The following is an 18,182-nucleotide window of genomic DNA, read 5'->3' as shown; positions in this document are numbered from 1 at the left end:
AGCCTGTACTTTGACCGGTTTTGCGCTGATCACCCTTGCAGGGAGGCGGCAGCCTTTCGTATGGTTTCCTGATCCGGGCAGGTGGCTGGACCGGGCTGTGTAGTGGAAAGGGCCCCTGCGCAGTTGGCCAGTGTCAGCGCCTCCTCGATGGGCAGGCCTTGGAGGATGCCGGCACAGAGGACACCCGCATGGGCATCGCCTGCACCGTTGGTGTCTATGACTTGAACCTGTGGGGTGGGAATGTACTTGCCCAGCCCAGTATCCGTGGGTTGGCAGTACCAGGCACCACGGGCGCCGGCCCTAAGAGCCACGGGGCTATCTAATCTTAGTGAGAGCGAGCGGCAGAGGGATTCCAGCTCGGTTGCATCGCCGGTCTCGAGTCGGCAGCCCAGACGTTCCGCCAGGATTGGTCCTTCGCGTTCATTGAGCGACCAGATCGGATGCAATCCGTTGACCGTGCCAAGCACATCCAGTGCAATATCGGCCACCATGGGTCCGACATCGAAGAGCACAGGGAACCCTTCGCCCTGGTGTCTGTGAGCGAATCCGACCAGGCTTCTGGTGTTGTACCTGTGGCAGAAGGAATATCCGCTCAGGTAGATGACGTCACCGGAAACCAGGTGCATGCTTTCGTATGTGCCCTCCGGTACACGGGTCTCTGCGCCCCTTGCCGATACGAAGGTGCGTTCGCCCGATGGTTCGATCATGGCCACTGAATAGCCGGTGTCACAGTCATCCAGCATAGGCCCTTGGGCGGGAACCTGCAGGGCGGCAAGGGCTCTACGGGCCATGTCCGCCATCGGACCTGTGCCAATCGCCCCCATATAGGCTATCGGTGCTCCCATCTGCCTGGCTGCGTGGATCACGTTGTATCCGCCGCCGACTTTTATGGCGCTTCGCCTGGCGAAAATGTCCCCTCCGCGCTCCGGGAGGTGGTCGATGTCCATAGTCAGGTCAACCACCACCTGACCCAGATGGAGGATCCTTGGCTCAGTCATTGCCGCTACCCCCCACCGCTGTGGAATCCTTGGAGAGGAGGTGCAAAATGGCGTAGAGGATTCCTCCCAGGAGGAGGGATACCAGCCAGGCCAGGCCGTTCCGGCCCAGGAAGCTGCCAGCCAGCGGTCCTGAGAACCAGACCTCGTTCTTGGAGACCTGGGCCGTCACGAACAGGAAGCCGACGACCATCCCCACCAGCCAGCTGATGATGGCGGGGAGGTTGACTCCGTGCCAGTACCAGTAGGGGGAATCGGCTTGAAGGTTCAGAAGGCCGTCCGAATCGTAGCGCTTGCGGGAGATCATATCCGACAGGAAGATGCCTGTCCAGGTGCTTAGCGGCACTGCCAGCAGGGAGATGAAGGTGACGAAGGGGCCGTAGAACCCGTCGGAGCCCAGCGTGAAGTACAAGGCTCCGCAGGTTGTCACCACCACATCGACCACGACAGCATAGACGCGGGGAATTCTGATCCCCAGGGTGATGGTGGTCAGACCGGCCGAATATACGGAGAGGTTGTTTGACATAAGCAGGCCTGCAAATGCGGCAATCAGATAGGGGATTGAAACCCATGCAGGCAGAGCGCTTCGAACCGCGGCGACAGGATCGGCGGCGGAGGCAATGGTGGAGTTGCCTGCTGTCAGGACCGATCCCAGGCCGATGACCACGACCAGGGGGATGCCGGCGCCTGCCGCCGCGGTCAGGATCAGAGGGCCTGATTTTACCGAGGTCTTCTGGTAACGGGCCATGTCTGCACCGGAGTTGACCCAGCCGATGCCCGTCCCTGCGGCTATGGTGCCGACACCGATAAGGAAGGCGCTGGCCGATCCAGGAGCATTGCCGATGAAGGAGGACCAATCTACGGTCGTGGCCAGATAGATGGCCACCAGCAGGGTAAGGGCTCCGAATATCCAGGTGGCCCACTTCTGCACAGTCAGAATGAAGGCGTGACCGGCGGCCGAGACCACCACTGTCAAGGCTACGAAGACGGCAATGCAGACAAAGATCAGGAAGGGGGAGCGCTTGGCATCGGCTGAAGTACCGAAGATGATGGCGATCAGGGAGAGCAACGCAAAAGCGCCGGTCATCGTGTTCACCGTCTCCCAGCCCAGTCTGGACAACAGAGCCACCAGTGTGGGACCTGCATTGCCTCTGACTCCGAAAATGGCCCGGGACAGGGTCAGCGTTGGGGCCCCTCCTCTTCTGCCTGCTATGGAGATTATCCCGACAAGTGCAAAGGATCCGAAGGCTCCGATGCTCGTGGCGAGCACGGCCTGCCAGAGGTTGAGGCCCTGGGCAATCAGGGTTGCTCCCAGGGGGATCCCCAAGATGGAGATATTGGCGGCGAACCAGACCCAGAAGAGCTGGCCGGGCGACCCGGTCCTCTGGTCCTCGGGCACGGGTTCGATGCCTCTTTGCTCAACCCTGGAGAGGATGGTGCCCTCTTTTGGTGCAGTTGACATGGATTGTCTCCTTTGACTCACGATGTGCTGAATGTAGTGATGACTTGTCTGGGTGGGCCCTATGGTCTTTAGGGGTTGAGTGGATTGTACATTCTTGTATTCGTGAAGGATTCCGCCGTATCCGTTTTGCGCTTTGCTACCTTAGGGCAATCAGGCCACGGGCGGTCTTCTGCAGGTCGAGGTGGGATACCGAAGCCACCTGGGAACAGAGTGCAGGGTCAAAGACCTCGGGGCCGGTGCATGCGCCGGTCATTGCGCCGGTCATCGCAGCGATGGTGTCCGTATCGCCGCCAAGGTTGACTGCGGCCAACAGAGCCGATTGTGGATCGTCGGCAAACCTCCAGGCCAGGGCAAAGGCGGCTGCCACAGACTCATTGGCCTCGACCGAGGTACCACAGTCCTCAATGAGGTGGTGCTCGAAGTCGTCCTCATTCTTGAATTCTTCAGACAGCTGTATTGCCTGGCGGGCGCGTGCGGGGACCGATGCCTTAGGGGTCCAAGCTCCCGGGGTCTCCATGGCGCTCACCAGGCGCAGGGATTCATGCAGTGCCTGACGAACGGTCATTCCTTCGAGTCCCAGACTGACTGTCGTGGCGATCAGCGCTGCGCTTTGGAAGCCTGCGACCGTGTCGTGGGTGACCTGGCAGGACTCATAGATGCGATTGGCCAGCCGTCTGGTGTCCTGGGGCCTGTTGGCTATGCCTACCGGGGCGACTCGCATGGCCGCCCCATTGGTGGTGCCGGTCCTTCCCGTGGTCATGATGTCTGCGCCTCGGCGAACCTGTTCCAGAGCCAGCTTGGTGGAGGGCCCGAGCAGGTCGAGCGATCCGCGTGACTTCATGTCGTCCTCCCAGGCCAGAAGGCGCTTGGCGAATTCCTTTGGATCGATGTGCCCCTTGCCCTCGATGATCAGTTCCGCCACGATCAGCGCCTGCTCGGTGTCGTCGGTCACAGACCCCGCAGGCATACCGGGAGCAATCGGCTGATCCGCGATGGCATCATGAAGGGTGTCAACCCTGCCGTAGGCCTCATAAATGGCTGCTGGGCTCATGCTTTGCGTGGGCATGCCCAGCGCGTCCCCCAAGGACAGTCCAGTAAGCGCGCCCAGTGCGCCCCTTTCGGTTCTGGTCATTGTTGTGCAAGCCTCCGGAGTCGTTGCGATGGGTCCATCAATCTGTCTGTAGATAGATTGCGAAATTTTTGATCAGAATCATTGTATGCCCTTAGAACATTGTCGGCACAGGCGGTGAAAGATGCATAACTTGCAACGGAGAATGAGAATCTGATTGAGTTCCACCTATGTGAAGTGGGAGATAAAAACAGTGCAGGCACACCAGGGTTACAGACTTGATCAAGGTATGGGTTCTATAGAGCGTGGACGACAATTGGCTGAGTTTGCCGCTGTGTCTTAGTCCAGGCTCTCGCAGTTGCAGAGGCGCTGGATATAAAAAAGAATCCCGAGATGACCTCGGGATTCTATCTGTGGAGCTAGGGGGATTCGAACCCCCGACCTTCTCCATGCCATGGAGACGCGCTACCAGCTGCGCCATAGCCCCGTGCTTGCCTTGCTTGGTGAAGCCTTGCTTATAGTACACCGGGATTGGCGAATGGAGCAACTCAGTGTGTTGCCCCGGAATTGCAGGGATTGTGAGCTATTTGATGGATTTTATCCTCGAATGGTCTTGAGTCATTCCTGAGCTTGCAAGTGCGCTAGCATGATGAACAAGGGGCGACCAAGGGGGTCGGCAGCAATGGAAAGGCGGCGGACCATGACCGGCAAAAACGATGCCGAAGTGCGGGCTGAAAAGCGGAACGAGAACCATCCTGGGGACCAGCTCATCATCAACTGCCTGCCCTTGGACCAGAGTGAACGACAGGAATTCCTCCAGGCGGCTCCAGGCGTTCGTCAGGAGTTCATTGTCGACACGGACATGCGGCAGAGCATGCATTGGCTCATCGATGTCCCTCAATCCCTCCGATTGGAGGCCACGATCATTTTGGGTAATCCGCCGGCCGAGCAGGTGGTTGCCTGCCGTAACCTGGTCTGGCTGCAGACCAGCAGCGCGGGTGTGGATGCCTACCTGAAACCGGGGGTTCTGCCCAAGGATGCCATACTGACCAGCGCCTCCGGTGCCTACGGGCAGTCGGTCTCCGAGCACATGTTCGCCATGATGTGGGCCCTGATGAAGGACCTTCCTGGTTACCGGGACAATCAACGCATGGGCCGTTGGGAACCTCGCGGGGCTGTCCTTTCACCGCGCGGTTGCCAGGTTCTGGTGTTGGGCACGGGGGATATCGGAGCCTCCTTCGCTCGTCTGGCCAAGGCTGTAGGCGCTCGGACCATCGGTATCAGGCGGCATCCCGACCAGCCGGTGGAGGGGTTCGACTGTCTGGCTGGTTTTGACGATCTGGATGCCCTGCTGCCTGAGATGGACGTAGTGGCTCTGGCCCTGCCTTCAACGCCGCAGACTAGACATATCATCGACGGCAATCGTCTTGCATTGATGAAGTCCACCGCCGTGCTGATCAACGCGGGCAGGGGAGATGCCGTGGACTGCATGGCTCTGGCCCAAGCCCTGGATAAGGATGGCATTTTCGGTGCAGGGCTGGATGTGACCGAACCGGAACCTCTGCCTGAAGACCACCCACTCTGGAGGCAACCACGCTGCCTGCTTACTCCGCATGTAGCCGGGGGAGCTCATCTACCCTCCAACATGGACAAGGTTCGGGAAATTTGCCTGGATAATCTTCGTCGGTTCATGGATGGCAGACCCCTTCGCAACCGGATGAGGTGACCGCCGTGCCGACAGAGCAAAGCTGCAGCGGCAACAGTCGTGGGCGGACGACTGTTCTGCGGTGGGTGGCCGTTCTGCTGGCGCTTGCTTTGATTGTGGCGGGCTCCTTGGCCTTGGCTGGCAGGTTGATGGGTGTCGGATCTGCTCGCCATGATAATCAAAATTCCTCTGCAAACGGCCGCAAGACCGCTTCCCATAGCCCTCCCGGGTTTTCTTCCGAGCAGACCGCGGCCCATCCGCCTCTGGCCTCGCCTGTCGATTACGACCACGACGGTGTGGACGATTACACGGCCATGGTGCGTGGAGCCCATCAGGAGGCCCGCCGCCATCCTCGTTATGACAGCGGCTACTATCAGGGCGGCTATCCGCCCGATGATCGCGGCGCCTGCACCGACGAAATCTGGAGGGCCTTCCGGCAGGCCGGCTACGACCTGAAGGCCATGGTCGACGCCGACATCGCCTCGTCTCCTGGGGCCTATGCCGGAGTCATCAGCAGGCCCGATCCGAACATCGACTTCAGACGCACCAATGTCCTCAACGTATTCCTGTCCCGGCACGCCCAGCGTCTGACCAACGACACCGCGGCCACCGACCAGTGGCAGCAGGGCGACATCGTCATCTTCGACACCTCCTGGCATATCGGCATGGCCTCGGATAAAAGGGACAGCCAGGGCATCCCCCTGGTTCTGCACAACATGGGTCAGCGCGCCAGGGAGAACGACTACCTGGGGTCACCTGGCCATCGTCCCATCACCGGCCATTTCCGATTCGACGCCTCCAAAATCCAACCCGCCGTTCTGCGCCCATGGAGGGGGTGACCCGGGACTACCCTGCGAAATTGAGCACGGCGGCAACTGGTTATCTGCTACTATCGGTTCGGCCAGACACGTCGGCCAGGTTCGAGCACGAGAGGCGGTGATGGCGATGATGAGAGTATTCAGCACCATGAACGGGCAGATCGAGCAGATCGGCAAGGCTTCCAAGGGCTCATGGATATGCTTATCGGCGCCCACCGATGTCGAGCTGGCCAACGTCTCGCAGTCCACTGGCATCGATCTGGCTGACCTGCGTGCCCCCCTGGACGATGAGGAGCGCTCGCGTGTGGACGTGGAGGACGAGTACACCATGGTCATCGTCGACATTCCCCGGGCCGAGGAGCGCGACGGCCGGGACTACTACGAGACCATCCCCCTGTCCATCATCGTCACCGAGGATCTGATCGTCACCGTCTGCATGCAGGACACCGTCCTGCTCCACCCCTTCATGGAGGGAACCATCCGGGGATTCAACACCTTCATGAAGTCCCGCTTCATCCTCCAGATCCTCTACCGCAACGCCACCCTCTACCTGCGCTACCTGCGCATCATCGACCGTGAGTCGGACCGGCTGGAGCTCAAGCTGCGCCACTCCATGCAGAACCGAGAGATCCTCATGCTGCTGGAGCTCAACAAGACCCTGGTCTACTTCGCCACCAGTCTCAAGTCCAACGAGATCGTCCTGGAGAAGCTGACCGGGCTGGAGCGTATCAAGCGCTATCCGGACGACGAGGACCTTCTGGGCGATGTGATCACCGAGAACAAGCAAGCCATCGAGATGGCCAACATCTACTCAAGCGTGCTTTCGAACATGACCGACGCCTTCGCCTCCATCGTCTCCAACAACGTCAACAACGTCATGAGGATCTTCACCATCATCTCCATCAGCCTGTCGGTGCCTACGCTGATCTTCTCCATGTATGGCATGAACTTCAACCAGGGCATGTTCGGTATGCCCTTTACCGACAAACCCTGGGGCTTTGCGGTCGTGGTGATTCTTTCGGGCCTGGTGACCGCCTTGGTAACCTGGTTCCTGACACGTTCGAAAATGTTCAAGTAGGGATCGGTCATGTTTGCACGCAGGATTGCGGCGGCTCTGGCGGCACTGGTTCTGGCGGTGCCCCTGAGCGGGTGTGGACTTCAGGAGGATCCCTACCGGGCGGGCTCCATCGGGCCCAAGATCAGCGTGGGCATCTCCTTTGACCAGCCCGGACTTGGATTCGCACAGTCCGGCCGGTACCGGGGACTGGATGTGGATGTAGCCCAGTATGTGGTTCACGAGCTTGGGTACGCCGAGTCGCAGATCGTCTTCCGTCAAGTGAAGCCTTCGGACCGCGAGCGCATGCTCGAGCAAGGCCAGGTGGACATGGTCGTGGCCGGCTATTCCATCACCCAGGAACGGCAGAAGCTGGTGGATTTCGCTGGGCCCTACCTGGCTGCGGGGCAGGACCTGCTGGTTCGTCGCACCCAGAGTGACATCGCTGGAGTTGAAGACCTGGCTCAAAAGCGGGTCTGCGTGGCCGCGGGGGCCACCTCCGGGGCCCTGGTGCGTTCGCTGGTCCCTCAAGCCCAGGTTCAGGAACGGGATGAGTTCCCCGAGTGCGTCACGGCCCTGCTCAGCGGGGACACGGATGCGGTCAGCGGTGATGACTTTGCCCTGGCCGGACTGGCTCATGTTCGCGGTGGCGGTCAGCTGCGCCTGGTCGGCAATCCCTTCTCCCATGAGCGATACGGCATCGGCCTGCCCCACGGGGATCCTGAGCTGGTGGACATCATCGACCAGGCCCTGAAGAGGATGATGCAGGACGGATCCTTCAAGGCTGCCCTGAGCCGGGCATCCAAGTCGATCGGTTTCTCCTTGGATGCCGCCGCCCGCACCCTTAAGCCTGGCGACCACTGAGCACGACTCCAGGCAGGACGACGGATGCTGGACATCGGCCCGGCCGTGTCCATGTGAATGGCGATAATTCACCATATGAACGCGAATGAAGACAGGGATCATCAGCAGACCCAGGAATCAGATCAGCCTCAATTCCGCTACGACGCCGCCATGGCTCAGACCATCGAGGAACGCTGGCAGCGGCGCTGGGACAAGGATGGCACCTTCTGGGCTGCCAACACCAAGGGCGACTTGACCGATGCCCAGGGAGACCACGCTGGGGGCCGCAGTCCCTACTTCGTCATAGACATGTTTCCATATCCTTCGGGCAAGGGCCTTCATGTGGGCCACCCCCTGGGCTATATAGCCACCGACGTGGTCAGCCGTTACCACCGGATGAAGGGCGAGAACGTCCTGCACGCCATGGGCTACGATGCCTTCGGACTGCCCGCCGAGCAGTATGCGGTCCAGACCGGGCAGCATCCCCGGGTCACCACCGAGCAGAACATCGCCAACATGCGCTGGCAGCTGCACCGGCTGGGGCTCAGCTTCGACGACCGCCGCTCCTTCGCCACCATCGATACCGACTATGTGCGCTGGACCCAGTGGATCTTCTCGCGCATCTACGAGTCCTGGTATGACCCCGACTACCGCCGTGCCGACGGAGGGACAGGATCGGCCAGACCTATCAGCGAACTGGTCGAGGCCTTCAAGTCCGGAAGCAGGCCCATTCCAGGCCATTCCGGTACTTCTTGGGCGGAGATGGACGAGGCCGAGCGCTCCGAGGTGCTCAACGATTTCCGTCTGGCCTACATCTCGCGCTCGCCGGTCAACTGGTGCCCCGGGCTGGGCACGGTCCTGGCCAACGAGGAGGTGACCGCCGAGGGACGCTCCGAGCGGGGCAACTACCCGGTCTACCAGCGCGAGCTCAAGCAGTGGTCCATGCGCATCACCGCCTACGGTCACCGGCTTCTGGAGGATCTGGACATTCTGGACTGGCCCGAAAAGGTCAAGCTCATGCAGCGCAACTGGATCGGGGAGTCGCACGGGGCTTCGGTGGACTTCACCGTGCCCAGCCCTGACGGCGATCAGACCATGGAGGTCTACACCACCCGTCCCGACACGCTTTTCGGCGCCACCTTCGCCGTGGTTTCGCCCGAGCATGACCTGCTGCAGCACCTGCCCCAGGAGTGGCCCGAGGACGTGCCCGAGCAGTGGAAGGGCGGCTATGCCAATCCTGCGGAGGGTGTACAGGCCTATCGCAGGGCCGCGGAAGCCAAGACCGCCAAGGATCGTGTGGACGAGGGCGGGGCCAAGACCGGCCTGTTTACCGGGCTGTACGCGGTAAACCCCATCACCGGGGCCGAGCTACCCATCTTCACTGCCGACTACGTCCTTATGGACTATGGCACCGGAGCCATCATGGCTGTGCCAGGCGGCGATCAGCGCGATTACGACTTCGCCGTCAAGTACGGTCTGCCCGTCGTCTACACGGTAAGCCCCCTGCCTGAATCCGGACAGACCCTGGACGACTATCGGGGCAAGGCGCCTTTCGTCTCCCACGACGGCATTGTGGTCAACTCCTCGGTCCAGGCCACCCAGGCCGCTGGCGACCAGCTCAGCCTGGACGGTCTGCGGGTTGACCAGGCCATCGAGAAGGTCACTGCCTGGCTGGAGTCGGCCGGCGTGGGCCATGGGACGGTTTCCTACCGGCTGCGTGACTGGCTCTTCTCCCGTCAGCGCTACTGGGGTGAGCCCTTCCCGGTGGTCTATGACGACCAGGGCCTGCCCCACCTGCTGCCGGACAACCAGCTGCCCGTGGCCCTGCCGGATGTGCCGGACTACTCGCCCAAGACCTTCGACCCCGAGGATGCTCAGTCCAGCCCGGAGGCCCCGCTGAGCCGCAACCAGGACTGGGTGAACGTGACCCTGGATCTGGGTGACGGGCCAAAGGTCTACCACAGGGACACCAACACCATGCCCAACTGGGCTGGTTCCTGCTGGTACTACATGCGTTACATCGACCCCAAGGACGACCAGCACATGGTCGATCCGGAGGAATACGACTACTGGCTGGGACCCAGGCATAACGCCACCGCAGGGGAGTCAGGCGGCGTTGACCTTTACGTGGGCGGCGTGGAGCACGCGGTGCTGCACCTGCTCTATGCCCGCTTCTGGCACAAGGTCCTCTATGATCTGGGTTACGTCTCGTCCAAGGAGCCCTTCCACAAGCTCTTCAACCAGGGGATGATCCAGGCCTACGCCTACACGGACCAGCGCGGCCAGTACGTGCCCGCCGCCGAGGTGGAGGAGCATGAGGAGGGCGGCAAGGTCGGCTACACCTGGCAGGGACAGCCGGTCAACCGCGAGTTCGGCAAGATGGGCAAGAGCCTCAAGAACATCATCACCCCTGACGACATGTACCGCACCTACGGGGCCGACACCTTCCGCCTCTATGAGATGAGCATGGGTCCCCTGGACGAATCCAGGCCCTGGAACACGCGCAACGTGGTGGGTGGCATGCGCTTCCTGCAGCGGCTCTGGCGCAATGTGGTGGACGAACAGACCGGCGAAGTGGTCCTGGACGAGGGTGAACCCGACCAGAAGACCCTGAAGCTGCTCAACACCACCATCCACGACGTGACTGCCGAGATGGAGGCCATGCGGCCCAACACTGCCATCGCCAGGATGATCGTGCTCAACAACCATCTGACCGGGCTGAATCCGACGCCCAGGGCGGCCATCGAGCCGCTGGTGCTCATGCTCTCGCCCATCGCTCCCCACATCTGCGAGGAGCTTTGGAACCGTCTGGGTCACAAGGAGTCCCTGGCACATGCCCAGTGGCCGACATGGGATGACCGCTATCTTGGCGAGGACACGGTCACCGCCGTGGTCCAGGTCAAGGGCAAGGTCCGCGGCAGGCTGCAGGTCAGTCCCGATATTGCACCCGACCAGCTCAAGGCCATGGCCCTGGCACTGCCCGCCGTCCAGGAGCGGCTGGGCGGCAAGGAGCCGCGAAAGGTCATTGTCAAGGCCCCCAAGATCGTGTCGGTCGTGCCGGCATGACCCTGCACTGCTCGCAGCCAGGCCAGGCTGTGGACAGGTGATGACCTTCGACCACATAGCCCCTCGACCTCGTATCGGGGGGCTTTACCATGTCAGGCTGGGCCCATGAGCATCAACATCACCAAGCCACCGGCGCCGCCGCTGCAGGCCTTGGCCCTGAACCAATCGGTTCGTTCAGAGGGGCCAGCCGAAGGTATGGCCAAGACCCAGGTTCGACGAAATCGGCCCGTCTGGTCATTTACGCCGCTGCAGGCCTTGACGGCCATCCTTATTCTGGTGGCGGCCCTTGCCGTAAGTCTGACCCTGCTGGCCCAGCAGGGTCAGGCCCTGGCTGCAGGAGTAACCATTGACGAGTCCGAGACCAGGTCATCGCCTCCTGCTAACAGCGATGTGAACAGCGCTGCGCACCTTGGCAAGCAGGCCTCGGGTAACGAACGTAGACGGAACACTCCGAATGAAGCGGGCAGCCAGCAGGCCGATCCGGTCTCAGGCTCCGCCCAACATACCGAAAAGGCCGACAATGCTGCTGCTTTGGCCTCCAGTGCCTCCTCGGGGTCGACCGATCAGGCGGGACGCGTGAATCTCAACAGCGCCAGCCAGCAGGATCTGGAAAATGTCAAGGGGATCGGTCCGGTCAAGGCTGCAAAAATACTGGAACATCGGCGCGCCATCGGCGGCCGATACACCTCGGTCGACCAGCTTCTGGACGTTCCCGGCATCGGTGCCAAGACCCTGGCCCGATTACGCCCATATCTGGTGGCACAATGATGGCCGGTCATTCAAGAGTTCACGATGCGACTGATCGGGAGAACGGAAGCAGCAATCTTCGGATGCTTCCCGCCGCTTGTCTGGCATGGGCGGTTGCCCTGCTGGTCCCTTGGCTGCTGGATCGGAACATGGGCGAATCGATGACAGGAACGTTTAAGGGCAGCGATTGGTCCAAGTCGGTAGGAGGTTCCAGAGGCGGCATGGCCGATGGGGGTACGGCCGGTGGAGGAATGGACATGGCGGTCTGGCTGGCGCCGCTTGTCCTGGCGCTTCCATTACTCCTTGCAATGATCCTGCTTGCCACCAGGTTCGTATTCTTGGTCGCCGCAGAGGACCCCGATTGCGGTGGCCGGGTATTTCGCCGGCCCCATCGCTCACGTGGGCGGAACCAGCTGCCCCGAGTCTGTATGCGTCCTGGGAACAAGGATCGCAGGGGCAAAAGTCGTTGGAACGAAAGCCATCGTAATACACCCTGTGTGGATACCACGGACACCAGAAAGACCAGTCATGAGAACACGGCTCATCGGGATATTCGGTTTCAGTGGCTGCAGCGATTCTCAAGCCAACACTCGTACGCTGGATCCAGGCGTTATTCTTCTTCCATACTTGTCTCACCCTCCTCAACCCAGGTGTCCACTGGGTTTGGTCCTCGGAGACTACCGATGCTGGCCGTCCTGGCTGCGGTGGCTTTGGCTGTGGCTACTGCAGCTGCAGTTGGTCATGAGTCAGTGCGCGGCGGGCCTGCAGCCCGTCAGATCCGTCAGGGGAAGGCGCTTGCCGAGGTGCGTGGCCGGGCTGTGGGCCCTATGAGCGCATCCTCCCGGCGAGGCTGGGACTGTCAAACGGAATTAAGGCTGCAATGGGTGACCGTGTCCGGGGTGCGCATGCCTTCCGGTGAACGGATCATGCTCTTCGCCCGCAGCCGGTCATGCCAGCTGCAACAGGGCGGACAGTATCGTGCGCGAGGCCTCTTGGAACCCTCCGCCTACGGCCGTTCTATGCCCTGGCTGGCTGTGGAAGATGGCACGAAACAGGTCAGGCCGCCATGGCCCGGCAGGCGATTGATTGCACGCATGCAAGGGGCCTTTCTCGAACAGACCAGCAGACTGGACGACCAAGGACGCATCCTGGTGCCCGGGTTGACCATGGGCATCCTGGGCAACCAAGCCCTGCCCGGATCGGATGGCTCTCTGGGCAGACCGGCGGTGGAGCCCGCCTATGCAGCCCGTCTGACCCAGGATTTCCGGGCATCGGGCATCCTTCACCTGATGGCTGTATCCGGCGGGCACTTCATGATCCTGGCTTCGTTGCTGGTTTCGACCATGCGGGCCCTGGGCTCGCCACCCTTGCTGATGGCTCTGGTTTTGTCTGCCGCCTATCTGGGTTTGGGTATGCTGATGGTCCCCGGGGATTCAGTCTTGCGAGCTCAGGCCATGGGGCTTCTTTCGGCATTGGCTCTGGCTGCCTGCCGGCCCGCCCAGTCAGTGAATACCCTGTCCTGGTGCGTGCTGCTGGTCCTGATTCTGCGGCCTTCCATGGCCGCAAGCTACGGTTTTGCGCTCTCCTGCGGTGCCGTGCTGGGCATAGCTCTGGGCAACCGGCGGTTGACGGCCCTCCTTGAAGACCATCTTCCGGCATTTCTGGCGCGCCCATTGGCCACGACCCTGTGTGCCCAGGCCGGGACACTGCCTGTGCAGGTGCTCATGAGTCCCGGACTGCCTCTGCTGGCCCCAATGGCCAACCTTCTGGTCACTCCTGTGGTCGACGCTGCCACGGTGACCGGCCTGCTGGCTCTGCTCACCTCCTGGCTCTGGCCTCCAATAGGGCTCTTGCTGGCGCGACTGACCTCCCTGGGTACCGGAGTCATGGCTTTTGCCGCCACATGGCTGGGTGAGGCTGTTGCTCCGGCGGCCTGGCCATCGGGGCCAGTCGGCAGTGCCTGCCTGCTTGGTCTGGGTCTGATGGCCGTGATTAATCACCGGTTGATTCGACTCATCCGTGCCCGGAGGCGGGACTGTTCATGGTCAGCGCTGACAGACGTGACCTCGGGGGTCCCCTTTCGTCCATCGGCCTGGGTATCAATCAAGGGCTGGTTGCAGCAGACCTATGGTCTTCTGACACAGTTGGCCTTCAAAAAACGACCGAGGTCAATGTCCAGTGATGAAGGGAGATTTGAGTCATGACCAAAGCTCAGCAGGAGAACCCTTCCGTCCATCTGGTGGTCGGCGGCGATCCCTTCCTCAACGGGCAGCGTGTCAAGGAGCTGTGCGCACAGGCATGTGCCGCCCATCCGGACAGCGAATACATAGAGATGGACGCGGCAGACTGCGACGCTTACGCCTTTCAGGAGGCGGTCGGACCTTCCCTGCTCAGTCAGACGGCCGTAGTCCTCCTGGATGACCTGCAGGCGGCCGATGAGGCCTTGACTCAGGCCTTGGTGGATTTCTGCCACGAGCCTGCGGAATCCGAATCCAGCATCGTCATTGCACGTCATGACGGGGGCAACCGGGGCCGCAGGCTTCTGGACCAGATGGAACGGGCCGGAGCAGTCATAGAGCGTATGCCGGATCTGAAGAAGTTCGATGACAAGGTCGATTTCGTCTATGGGCAATTCAAGGCCCATCAGCGCCGTATCCAGCCAAGGGCGGCCCAGCGTCTGGTCGATGTCCTGGGCGAGCGTACTCCGGAACTTGCCGCCATGTGCTCCCAGCTCTGCTTCGATTTTGACCAGGACCCAATGACCTTGGAGATTGTCAACCATTATTTGACTGATAACCCAGCTGTGTCCGGATTCGCTGTGGCGGACAGGGCCCTTGCCGGCAGACCGGCCCAAGCAGTCGTCGCACTGCGTTCAGCTCTGGAACAGGGCAACGAACCAGTATCTCTGATTGGAGTACTGGCCTTGAAGCTACGAACGTTGGGCAAGGAGGCTGCGATCGAGTCGGGATCCATTACCACGGCCGAGGCCAAGGCCGCATACTGGCAGTTACGAGAAGCCAAGAGGCAGTTGCATGGATGGACCTCCTCCGGTCTGGCGGCCTGCATCGAGGCCCTGGCCCAGGCTGATGAGGTCAGCAAGACCAGTAGCGGCGATGCCCGCTATGCTCTGGAACGTGCAGTGGAGCTGATCGCAGCCAAGGGAAGGACATTGGCATGAGCCTGCAGGAGAGCGCCGGGCGGCAGGATGGGTTCAGGCTGGCCGTGCCCACAGGCGATGATATGCAATGCCTGGGCAGAAACCTGGCCACCTGTCTGCAAGGCGGGGATGTGATCCTCCTGTCCGGACCTCTGGGGGCGGGCAAGACCACGCTGGCCCAGGGGCTGGGCAGTGGACTTGGAGTGGACGGCCCTGTAGTCTCGCCCACGTTCACCATTGCAAGAGAGCTGCGTGGCCATCTGTCCGACGGCTCACCTGTTACCCTGATTCACGTGGATGCCTACCGGCTGGGCGGACAGGACTATCTGCCCGGCGAGGATGCCGTTGATCGACTCCTGGACGAGCTGGAGTCCCTGGGTCTGGACGAGGAGTTGGAGGATCCGGGCCAAAGCACCATCATTCTGATGGAGTGGGGCGAGCAGATGGCTTCAGCGCTGGCCGATCAACGTCTGGAAGTGATCATCGACCGACCCGTCGATCCCCGGGAAGAGCCTGACGCGCCACCCAGCTCCCAGGGTCAGCGTATGGTACGTCTGCGTGCAGTGGGTCCTTCATGGGCCACCAGACTGGAGCAGCTGAGAAAGGCGATGACGGTATGAACGGGACCGATACACCCCTTTTGGTGATCGATACCTCGTATGGCTCGACTGTGGGGCTGACCGGACGGGAGCCTTGCATCGAGACCGACTCGCGCTCGCATGTGGAACGCCTCCAAATCAATATCGCCAAGGTCATGGATCAGGCTGGGCTGCATGCAGAAGATTTGAGGACCGTCGTGGTGGGATTGGGCCCTGCGCCCTTCACCGGGCTGCGGGCGGGCATCGTCACCGCCAAAGCCCTGGCATTTGCCACTGGCGCCCGTCTGTTGGGTCAGGACATCCTGGAGCCGCAGGCCCGTTATGCATACAGCCGGTTCAAGCAGCAGGACCAAGACCATACCCGGCTGCTGGTTCTGGCTGTCAACGATGCTCGACGTCGGCAGCTCTACTACCGTCTCTTTGACGACTTTGTAGATGTGGAGGCTCCGGCCAGGCCGCTGACCGAAATGAGCATCGACTACCCAGCTGCTATCTGTGAGAGAATCGCGGCCATCGCGGAGGAGCGGGAGTCTCTGGACCACGGTCCTGTCACTCTGGTCATCAGCGGCCACGGGGCTGGCCGCTACGCAGACCAGTGGGAGCGCCTGGATAAGCAATCTGATACACGGGTGGTGCTGGACGAAGGCTCCTTCCTGGAGAATGGGACACGAGGGACGGGTCTGATGGCTGCTTGTGCATGCCGACGTGCCCAGCAGGGGCTGGTCGATCCAGTGGAGCCGCTTTACCTTCGTCGACCGGACGTGTCGGTGCCCAATCCGCTCAAGCATGTAGCAGTCCGGTCATGATTCGCGCAGCGGCCTTGGGGGATCTGGACCAGCTTGTCAATCTGGAGGCACGGGTCTTCGGCGACCAGGCCTGGGGTCGGCAGGAGCTGCGGTTTGAGCTGTCCGCCCCTTCGCGCGCCTATCTGGTATGGGAGGACCAGGGTGCCATCCTGGGCTATGGAGGTTGTTGGTCGGGCGAAAGGGATGCCGAGCTGATGACTTTGGGAGTGTTGCCGGAAGTCCGGAATCGCGGCATTGCAGGGTCTCTGTTGGTAAAGCTTATCGCTTCAGCCGACCGTATGGGGTTGCAGCGCATGAACCTGAAAGTGCGCGTAGACAACCCCGCTGCCATTGACCTCTACAAGGATTTTGGCTTCTCCCAGACGGGACTATGCAAGGGCTATTATCAGCCTGAAGACGTGGATGCCTGGGCTATGACCAGGCCTTTGAGCTCGGTCGGACCGGGCCCGGTGGGCTCTGTCGGCCGCAAGCTTTCGAAAGGACAGGAAAGGATCATTGACCATGAGTGAGCCCCTGGTGCTTGGCATCGAATCCACCTGCGACGAGACCGCGGCAGCCCTGGTTCAGGGCAACTGTCTGCTGTCCAATGTGGTGGCATCCTCCATGAACGAGCACGCCCGCTATGGCGGCGTTATCCCTGAGATCGCCTCGCGGGCACACGCCGAGTCCTTTGTGCCGGTCGTCTCCAAGGCCCTCAAGGATGCAGATATGGACCTGTCCCAAGTGGATGCCATAGCGGTCTCGGCAGGTCCTGGACTGGCTGGATGCCTGGCCGTCGGCGTTTCCGGTGCCAAGGCGCTGGCCTGGGCGGCGAAAAAGCCCCTGTACGGCATCAACCATGTCATAGGACACATAGCTGTCACGCAGCTTCAATTCGGTCCCTTCCCCCAGAATGCCCTGGCTCTGATCGTCTCCGGCGGTCACACTTCACTTTTGCACGTGGATGACCTGGCGCGGTCGGTCCAGGTGGTGGGAACCACCCTGGACGATGCGGCGGGGGAGTGCTTCGACAAGATTGCACGTCTGCTCGGCTTCCCCTATCCCGGCGGCCCGCACATCGACCGCCATGCCCGTCTGGGCGATCCTCACGCCATCGCCGTGCCCCAAGGGCTGACCAAGGGTCGAGCCGGAGCCGATCATCCTTATGACTTCAGCTTCTCGGGGGTCAAGACCGCCGTGGCTCGATGGGTAGAACGCAGACAGCAGGCTGGGCTCGACATTCCCGTGGATGATGTCTGCGCCTCCCTGGCGGATTCCGTGGCCACCGTCCTGTCCCGTAAGGCCATGGCCGCCTGCCACAGGTTCGATACGGATACCCTGATTGTCGGCGGCGGATTCTCGGCCAACTCGCAGCTGCGCGGCAAGCTTCGGGAGTTCGGTGACCAGGAGGGTGTCAGGGTCCGTATTCCAAAGATCAAACTGTGCACGGACAACGGCGCCATGGTGGCCATGCTGGGCGTCAATCTGGTCCAGGCTGGATTGTCTCCCTCTGCTCCTGACTTCTCCATTGATTCGGCCATGCCAATGGACAGGATCCTCATGTAATCGACACGCCAAGTTGTCGGATACTACGGTTTGGACTATAGTATGGTAATTGTGTTCAACAAGAGTTGAACGGGACATTCCCGCATAGCTCAGTTGGCAGAGCGTTCGACTGTTAATCGAAATGTCGCTGGTTCAAGCCCAGCTGCGGGAGCTCTCAACCGCCGGTTCTCCGGCGGTTTTCTTTTTCCATCAGGTTTCTTGGCCTATAGGAACTAAACGCGTTGTTTTGGCCTATAGGAACTAAACGCGTTGTTTTAGGTTCTGTGTGTGGGTTTGGTTGTGTGTTGGTCAGAGTGTGGTGTTGGGGTATCTGACT

At 61.2% G+C, this 18,182-nt stretch carries 15 protein-coding genes and 2 tRNA genes; 13 read left to right on the top strand and 4 right to left on the bottom strand.

Annotated features, from left to right (window positions below; all coding sequences use genetic code 11):
- Window positions 1-29: 29 nt before the first annotated feature.
- The 4 genes from H3T89_RS06215 to H3T89_RS06200 form a co-directional block, all read right to left on the bottom strand.
- Window positions 30-998, bottom strand: coding sequence for a PfkB family carbohydrate kinase (locus tag H3T89_RS06215; protein WP_198216537.1), 969 nt, complete (start codon window positions 996-998; stop codon window positions 30-32).
- Window positions 991-2,457, bottom strand: coding sequence for a purine-cytosine permease family protein (locus H3T89_RS06210; protein WP_198216536.1), 1,467 nt, complete (start codon window positions 2,455-2,457; stop codon window positions 991-993). Before H3T89_RS06210 ends, H3T89_RS06215 begins: the two co-directional genes overlap by 8 nt.
- A 136-nt stretch (window positions 2,458-2,593) precedes the next feature.
- Complete coding sequence (locus tag H3T89_RS06205) at window positions 2,594-3,589, bottom strand: ADP-ribosylglycohydrolase family protein (RefSeq protein ID WP_198216535.1); 996 nt, start codon at window positions 3,587-3,589, stop codon at window positions 2,594-2,596.
- Between the two features lie 351 nt (window positions 3,590-3,940).
- Window positions 3,941-4,013 (bottom strand) — tRNA-Ala (locus H3T89_RS06200).
- 213 nt (window positions 4,014-4,226) lie between these two features.
- Between H3T89_RS06200 and H3T89_RS06195 the strand changes: the two genes are divergently transcribed.
- The 13 genes from H3T89_RS06195 to H3T89_RS06135 all read left to right on the top strand — a co-directional run bounded on the left by H3T89_RS06195 (window position 4,227) and on the right by H3T89_RS06135 (window position 18,017).
- Window positions 4,227-5,252, top strand: coding sequence for a D-2-hydroxyacid dehydrogenase (locus H3T89_RS06195; protein ID WP_232348504.1), 1,026 nt, complete (start codon window positions 4,227-4,229; stop codon window positions 5,250-5,252).
- A gap of 5 nt (window positions 5,253-5,257) precedes the next feature.
- On the top strand, window positions 5,258-6,070 hold the full coding sequence (locus H3T89_RS06190; RefSeq protein ID WP_198216534.1) for a DUF1287 domain-containing protein: 813 nt from the start codon (window positions 5,258-5,260) through the stop codon (window positions 6,068-6,070).
- A gap of 106 nt (window positions 6,071-6,176) precedes the next feature.
- Window positions 6,177-7,127, top strand: a complete 951-nt coding sequence (locus H3T89_RS06185; protein ID WP_110417080.1) for a magnesium transporter CorA family protein — start codon at window positions 6,177-6,179, stop codon at window positions 7,125-7,127.
- A gap of 9 nt (window positions 7,128-7,136) precedes the next feature.
- Window positions 7,137-7,967, top strand: a complete 831-nt coding sequence (locus H3T89_RS06180; protein ID WP_198216533.1) for a glutamate ABC transporter substrate-binding protein — start codon at window positions 7,137-7,139, stop codon at window positions 7,965-7,967.
- A gap of 75 nt (window positions 7,968-8,042) precedes the next feature.
- Entirely contained in the window at window positions 8,043-11,012 is a 2,970-nt protein-coding gene (gene leuS, locus H3T89_RS06175; protein WP_198216532.1) for a leucine--tRNA ligase, read from the top strand.
- Window positions 11,013-11,117: 105 nt separating this feature from the next.
- On the top strand, window positions 11,118-11,780 hold the full coding sequence (locus tag H3T89_RS06170; protein WP_198216531.1) for a ComEA family DNA-binding protein: 663 nt from the start codon (window positions 11,118-11,120) through the stop codon (window positions 11,778-11,780).
- Window positions 11,781-12,442: 662 nt separating this feature from the next.
- Complete coding sequence (locus H3T89_RS06165; protein ID WP_198216530.1) at window positions 12,443-13,963, top strand: ComEC/Rec2 family competence protein; 1,521 nt, start codon at window positions 12,443-12,445, stop codon at window positions 13,961-13,963.
- The gene (gene holA, locus H3T89_RS06160; RefSeq protein ID WP_015021734.1) at window positions 13,960-14,937 is read left to right on the top strand and encodes a DNA polymerase III subunit delta; all 978 of its coding nucleotides are present in this window, start codon (window positions 13,960-13,962) and stop codon (window positions 14,935-14,937) included. The genes H3T89_RS06165 and holA overlap by 4 nt, the downstream gene beginning before the upstream one ends.
- The gene (gene tsaE / locus H3T89_RS06155; protein ID WP_198216529.1) at window positions 14,934-15,536 is read left to right on the top strand and encodes a tRNA (adenosine(37)-N6)-threonylcarbamoyltransferase complex ATPase subunit type 1 TsaE; all 603 of its coding nucleotides are present in this window, start codon (window positions 14,934-14,936) and stop codon (window positions 15,534-15,536) included. Before holA ends, tsaE begins: the two co-directional genes overlap by 4 nt.
- Window positions 15,533-16,321, top strand: coding sequence for a tRNA (adenosine(37)-N6)-threonylcarbamoyltransferase complex dimerization subunit type 1 TsaB (tsaB, locus tag H3T89_RS06150; RefSeq protein WP_198216528.1), 789 nt, complete (start codon window positions 15,533-15,535; stop codon window positions 16,319-16,321). The genes tsaE and tsaB overlap by 4 nt, the downstream gene beginning before the upstream one ends.
- Window positions 16,318-16,830 carry a ribosomal protein S18-alanine N-acetyltransferase gene (gene rimI, locus H3T89_RS06145; RefSeq protein ID WP_198216527.1) on the top strand — a complete coding sequence of 171 codons (513 nt, stop codon included), beginning with the start codon at window positions 16,318-16,320 and terminating at the stop codon, window positions 16,828-16,830. The genes tsaB and rimI overlap by 4 nt, the downstream gene beginning before the upstream one ends.
- Window positions 16,823-17,866: a tRNA (adenosine(37)-N6)-threonylcarbamoyltransferase complex transferase subunit TsaD gene (tsaD, locus tag H3T89_RS06140; RefSeq protein WP_198216526.1), complete on the top strand. Its 1,044-nt coding sequence runs from the start codon at window positions 16,823-16,825 to the stop codon at window positions 17,864-17,866. The genes rimI and tsaD overlap by 8 nt, the downstream gene beginning before the upstream one ends.
- Before the next feature lie 78 nt (window positions 17,867-17,944).
- Window positions 17,945-18,017: transfer RNA gene (locus tag H3T89_RS06135), tRNA-Asn, on the top strand.
- Window positions 18,018-18,182: the final 165 nt, after the last annotated feature.

Source organism: Bifidobacterium sp. W8114 (assembly GCF_016101165.1).
Taxonomy (GTDB): Bacteria; Actinomycetota; Actinomycetes; order Actinomycetales; family Bifidobacteriaceae; genus Bombiscardovia; species Bombiscardovia asteroides.
The sequence above is the reverse complement of the archived record's forward strand: the minus strand, read 5'-3'. Positions and strand labels throughout refer to the sequence as shown.

Bases quoted from the DNA above. Each gene is read 5' to 3' on its own strand.
- H3T89_RS06215 (WP_198216537.1), bottom strand. From the start codon at position 998: ATGACTGAGCCAAGGATCCTCCATCTGGGTCAGGTGGTGGTTGACCTG.
- H3T89_RS06210 (WP_198216536.1), bottom strand. From the start codon at position 2,457: ATGTCAACTGCACCAAAAGAGGGCACCATCCTCTCCAGGGTTGAGCAA.
- H3T89_RS06205 (WP_198216535.1), bottom strand. From the start codon at position 3,589: ATGACCAGAACCGAAAGGGGCGCACTGGGCGCGCTTACTGGACTGTCC.
- H3T89_RS06195 (WP_232348504.1), top strand. From the start codon at position 4,227: ATGACCGGCAAAAACGATGCCGAAGTGCGGGCTGAAAAGCGGAACGAG.
- H3T89_RS06185 (WP_110417080.1), top strand. From the start codon at position 6,177: ATGATGAGAGTATTCAGCACCATGAACGGGCAGATCGAGCAGATCGGC.
- H3T89_RS06180 (WP_198216533.1), top strand. From the start codon at position 7,137: ATGTTTGCACGCAGGATTGCGGCGGCTCTGGCGGCACTGGTTCTGGCG.
- leuS (WP_198216532.1), top strand. From the start codon at position 8,043: ATGAACGCGAATGAAGACAGGGATCATCAGCAGACCCAGGAATCAGAT.
- H3T89_RS06170 (WP_198216531.1), top strand. From the start codon at position 11,118: ATGAGCATCAACATCACCAAGCCACCGGCGCCGCCGCTGCAGGCCTTG.
- H3T89_RS06165 (WP_198216530.1), top strand. From the start codon at position 12,443: ATGCTGGCCGTCCTGGCTGCGGTGGCTTTGGCTGTGGCTACTGCAGCT.
- holA (WP_015021734.1), top strand. From the start codon at position 13,960: ATGACCAAAGCTCAGCAGGAGAACCCTTCCGTCCATCTGGTGGTCGGC.
- tsaE (WP_198216529.1), top strand. From the start codon at position 14,934: ATGAGCCTGCAGGAGAGCGCCGGGCGGCAGGATGGGTTCAGGCTGGCC.
- tsaB (WP_198216528.1), top strand. From the start codon at position 15,533: ATGAACGGGACCGATACACCCCTTTTGGTGATCGATACCTCGTATGGC.
- rimI (WP_198216527.1), top strand. From the start codon at position 16,318: ATGATTCGCGCAGCGGCCTTGGGGGATCTGGACCAGCTTGTCAATCTG.
- tsaD (WP_198216526.1), top strand. From the start codon at position 16,823: ATGAGTGAGCCCCTGGTGCTTGGCATCGAATCCACCTGCGACGAGACC.